Here is a 4970-nt window from a genome sequence, read left to right as displayed (position 1 = left end):
TCTTAAACTTCTCGGCCTGATTCGTGCCAAAAATAGAAAGCATCTGGCTTACAACAGAGTCCTTCATTACGAACTTTTCATTATTTTTTGGTTCAATACCTTTGCTTTGATAGACACTACGTTGCCATTTAGCTTTTTCCATCGCAGTGGCACATTCCGCATACCAGCTTTCAGCACCCGCCAACTTCCCAGCTTTCGAATTTGCATACAACTGAGAGAAAAGCACGGAGTTAACCAGATCTTCGCGTAACTGTTGCGAAAATCCATCGGCAACCAAAAGCAAATTACCCGCCACCAGACAAACATCATCCTTGATCATTTCAATCACTCCGCAAGTCAATAGCCAAAGCGGGTTGCTTCCTGAGCAACCCGGCTCAACAGCCTTACTTAAGCTTGACACCACGGAAGAATTCTTCAGAGCTCATATCAAGTACCTCATAGATGAGCTCTCGGTTGCGTTCGTGCGTACGCATATCGAGTTCCGCCATGGTCGCCACTTTTTTCATTTTCAAGTTGGACAGTTTCCACTTCCAGAACCAGGCACCACCTTCCTGCGTGTCAAGTTCACAGTCAACAGCCAAGTACGCCGTTATCGCGGTGCCCTTTGCCGATTGCAGGCACGGAACAATCCGAAACTCTGCATTTTTTCCTTTATTGCTATTGTTATCAAACAAAGTTACCAGCGATTCTTCCGACTGGATTTTATCGAAAGCGCCTTGCAACAACTTCAACATGGCAGGCGCATTCCTGCCGGCAACCGCTGTAATAATATCCAGGACAATGGAGTCCATTGTGACATTGACCTGTTTGTTGACATGGTCCTTGTACTTGCTACTGGTCAGTGTCCAACCACAATGCCGCATGGCCTCACTATATTTCGCGTGCCATTCGACGGGCGCCGCCTTGATGTCCGAGTAGGTAGTGGCATAACGCTCGGCGAAATGAATACTGTCCGCCGCCGCCTGCTTTTTATCTTCATCAAGGTTATCGGAAAACCCGATCACAGCAGGCGTTTCGTTACCCAACAGCAGATCCTGCTGATCGACACCTTCTTTTTTCATTGCGGAAAAACCGCGAATACGCGGTGTTTGGGCAAGAGGTGCTATCTGCGATTTTTCAAAAAACAACTGACTCTCTTCAACACTTGGCAATAGAATACTCATATCAACTTCCATATTGTAAATTAGCTATCAAGTTCGAAATCAGCCACTTGACTGACAACGCCAAGCTACCCAATCCCCTCTATAACATCTACAACCGGAGCATGACACTTTATTACCAAGTTCTCCTAGTTCATTTTCGCAAACACAAACAAGACCCGAAAACCTGAACAAACACCTTCCAATAGTGCAACTCCTACAACACTAATAACAATCCATATAAATTGCCGAAGCGAACACTAGTTTGTCCCTTTTACCGTCTTCGGCGCCTTGCCCGCCTTCATCTGCTCCAGCAACGGCGCGCACTGGTTCGCTTCACCGCCGCTCGGCRCCACCAGCGCCAGTAAACCTGCCGCCGGTGCGGCGATCACGCCCAGCGCCACCATCCCGGCCCCGCGCAGCATCAACGGCACGGCCTTGACCCCGGCATCGGGCTTGATGAATTTGCCGCGCACATACAGCGGCGAACGCAATGAAATCAGGCGCCAACCCTTGGATTCCGGGGTGATGGTCAGGTCCAGTTGTTCGGTCGCCATGTTCGCGGTACCGTCGATGTAGACGATGGCGTTCTCGGTGTCGAATACAAACAAGCGGGTACTCGCCAGGCCGGACTGGATGCCGAAGTCGGCGGCTGCGCAGTTGATCTTCACTTCCTTGTCGCCAAAGATCTTGCCGACCACATAGTTGCCGACATTCAGGCCCGCCAGCTCCATCAATTCGCGACTGATGGCGCCATCGTTGATCAGCATTTTCAGGCTGCCATTGGCACTGCCCAGCAGCTTGGCCACCGAATTGCCGCGCCCGCTGATATCAGCATCGCCGTTGAGTTCGCCAAAACTGGTTTTCATCGGCTCAAAGCCAGGGAACAACTGCTTGAGCTTGAACCCCCGCGCCGTGAGCCTGGCCTGGCCCTCCAGTGGATCGGTGTGGCCGTTCAGGCGGATCTGCGCATCCAGCTTGCCGCCGGCCACGCCGAAGCGCAGCGGCTCGAGGCTGAGCACGCCATCGGTGAGTAGCAAATGGGTATAGAGGTCGTTGAACGGCAGTTTTTCGCTGTGCACGATGCGCTTGCCGGTGAACTCGACATCGGCGTCCATGTCGCGCCAGCGATCAGTCTTGAACTCTTCGACTGGCAGCACTTTGTCCGCCGGTTGTTTGCTGTCACCGCCACGGGCCTTCTGTTTGGCATTGGAGTCTGCACCAATCAGCGGCGCCAGGTCAGCGAACAGCAATTGATTGGACAACAACGAACCGCTGAGTTTTGGCCGTGGCTGGCTGGCCACATAAGTCAGATTGCCATGGATGTCGCTTTCGCCGATCTTGCCGTTGAATTCTTCGTAGCGGAACACCGCGCCACCGGCCTCGTGCAACCTGGCAATCAGGTGGCCGTCGGTGGCATAGGGTGGCGTGTCCGGCAGGGTCACGCCGGTCAGCGGGTAGAGGTTGCCCAAGCTGGTGCCGGCCAGTTTCAGGCGCAGGTCCAGGGCGCCGAGATTGAGTGGGTCGGTCAGGGTGCCGGCCAATTCGACGCTGGAGTCGGCGATCTTCACCTGTGCCTGAAGCGGAAACGGCCGTGCCGCGTCCTGCAGCGCCAACAGCCCGCCAATCTTGCCCTGGCCCGCGAGTATCTGGCCGTGGTACTGGCCGTTGACCTTGAGGGCAAACGCATAATCCTGGGGTGACGAGCCCTTTTCCTGCGCCGCTTTCGCCGCTTTGTCGCCGACGATATCGCTGAACGGAACCGGCTTGCCCAAAGGATCGATCATCACATCGAGTTGAGTCTTCAGGTTCTGGTCGTCGAGGGTCACGTGGCCCTTGTCGAAGCCGATCGCGCCGATATCCACCACCCAGCTGGAAGGCTCGGCGTTCGGGTCTTTGGGGTCGAATTTGAAGATCCAGTTGGCGCGCCCGTCAGCCAGGCGTTGCAGCTCGGCATTCGGCTCGGTGAGGTCGATACGCGGGATCACCACCCGCTGCGCCAGCAACGCCAGGGGCGAAATACGCAGTTCTACCCGCTTGAGGGTGACCATCTGCGRTTGCTTCGACCAGTCCGGGTTGCCCAGGCTGAGGTCCTCGGCCACTACATGGGGCCACGGCACCCAGGCGCGCCAGCCGCTTTCATCGGGTTCGGGCCGCCATACCACCGAAAGATTGCCATTGATGGCAAAAGCGCGGTGCAGCTCTTCGGAAACTTTGGCGTTGAGCGGCGGTTTGATCCGGTTCCAGTCGAAGAACACGATGACCAACACCAGCACCATCAACAAGGCAAGGAAAGTGGAAAGGGTCCAGACAAACGTTTTTTGAGTGCGCGTCATTGCACAGGGCTCCTGATACGACTGAGCGTCCCGACTGCGACGCACATGTAAAACGGTGAGCCGCAAGCGGCACGCCATGAAGTCTACGACTGAAAAAAAACCGGCAGGTTTAATCGATAGACCGATTTCGCCGATTTCGCCCAGTCCAATACTGACCCATCAGTCATTCGGCGTTACCGGCCCTGCACTTTTGCATGCCAAAGGTGGGTCGAAAATACCCACATCGGTGCAAAACAACTTGCCGGAGACGCCCGGCCTAGAGCCTCTGCAGCAAACAATCAATTCCGTTGATTATTACCATTGCGTTTATGAACTTTCATATCGACTTATCGAGAGTAGCATTGCTCTCGTACCCACTTATTCGCCCTCCCGAGGAGCAAAACAATCATGAAACGCCAACTACTGCTTAGCCTTACCCTCTCGATGCTGGCCAGCACTGCTTTTGCCCTGCCAGCCGCTGACCAGGCCACGCCACAAGTGAAACAGAACCACTCGGTGTTCAGCCAGACCGTCGCCGAAGGCGGTAATGATCGCCTGAAAGAAAAAGGCCTGATCACTCAGGATGGCTCGGACCGTACTCCACAAGGCCAGACCCTGGCTGCCGATGGTTCCGAACGCACCCCACAAGGCCAGACCCTGGCTGCCGATGGTTCCGAACGCACCCCACAAGGCCAGACCTTGGCTGCAGACGGTTCGGATCGTACTCCACAAGGTCAAACCCTGGCTGCCGACGGTTCCGATCGCACGCCACAAGGTCAAACCCTCGCTGAAGGCGGCTCGGATCGCACCCCACAAGGCCAAACCCTCGCCGAAGGCGGTGGTGACCGTGTGATCGAACGCAACAGCGCCGCGAGCTAAGCCCCATGGCCGCCCTGAAAAAAAGCCCAATCACCGGATTGGGCTTTTGACTTTTCAGCGGTCCGCTTGATAGATGCCACACTTCCTTGCTTGATCCCTCCACAGTCGTTCGACGCCGGCAAAGCTGATTTGCTAGAGTGCGCCGCGTCCCTGTCCAGAAAACACCCTTGCGATGCTGCCCCGCGCCGAACAGAAACAACAAACCCGTAACGCTCTGATGGATGCTGCCCGGCATCTGATGGATGGAGGCCGAGGATTCGGCAGCCTGAGCCTGCGTGAAGTAGCGAAAACCGCCGGCATCGTACCGACCGGTTTCTACCGCCATTTTGCCGATATGGATGAACTGGGCCTGGTGCTGGTCAGCGAAGTCGGCCAGACATTCCGCGAAACCATTCGCCTGGTACGACACAACGAATTCGTGATGGGCGGCATCATCGATGCCTCGGTGCGGATCTTTCTCGACGTGGTCAGCGCCAACCGCTCGCAGTTCCTGTTTCTCGCCCGTGAGCAATACGGCGGTTCGCTGCCGGTGCGCCAGGCCATCGGCCGTTTGCGTGAAGACTTCCTGTTTCTCGCCCGTGAGCAATACGGCGGTTCGCTGCCGGTGCGCCAGGCCATCGGCCGTTTGCGTGAAGAC

General features: G+C 55.9%; 5 protein-coding genes. 2 read left to right on the top strand and 3 right to left on the bottom strand.

The genetic code is table 11. The annotated features are described in order from the left end of the window. From ACXRVY_RS16925 to ACXRVY_RS16915, 3 genes are all read right to left on the bottom strand, one after another. Positions 1-319 (bottom strand): hypothetical protein (locus ACXRVY_RS16925; protein WP_458237811.1); only part of this gene is annotated, 319 nt, incomplete at its 3' end. 64 nt (positions 320-383) lie between these two features. Beyond that, a complete protein-coding gene (locus ACXRVY_RS16920) occupies positions 384-1163 on the bottom strand; it encodes a hypothetical protein (RefSeq protein WP_223462557.1) in 780 nt (259 codons plus the stop codon). A gap of 236 nt (positions 1164-1399) precedes the next feature. Continuing rightward, the gene (locus tag ACXRVY_RS16915; protein WP_458237810.1) at positions 1400-3475 is read right to left on the bottom strand and encodes an AsmA family protein; all 2076 of its coding nucleotides are present in this window, start codon (positions 3473-3475) and stop codon (positions 1400-1402) included. A 387-nt stretch (positions 3476-3862) separates the two neighbouring features. Between ACXRVY_RS16915 and ACXRVY_RS16910 the strand changes: the two genes are divergently transcribed. Beyond that, the gene (locus ACXRVY_RS16910; protein ID WP_223462555.1) at positions 3863-4333 is read left to right on the top strand and encodes a hypothetical protein; all 471 of its coding nucleotides are present in this window, start codon (positions 3863-3865) and stop codon (positions 4331-4333) included. A gap of 172 nt (positions 4334-4505) precedes the next feature. Continuing rightward, on the top strand, positions 4506-4970 hold a 465-nt coding region (locus ACXRVY_RS16905; protein WP_458237809.1), incomplete at its 3' end, for a TetR family transcriptional regulator.

This window comes from Pseudomonas sp. P5_A2_2, assembly GCF_054177685.1.
The sequence above is the reverse complement of the archived record's forward strand: the minus strand, read 5'-3'. Positions and strand labels throughout refer to the sequence as shown.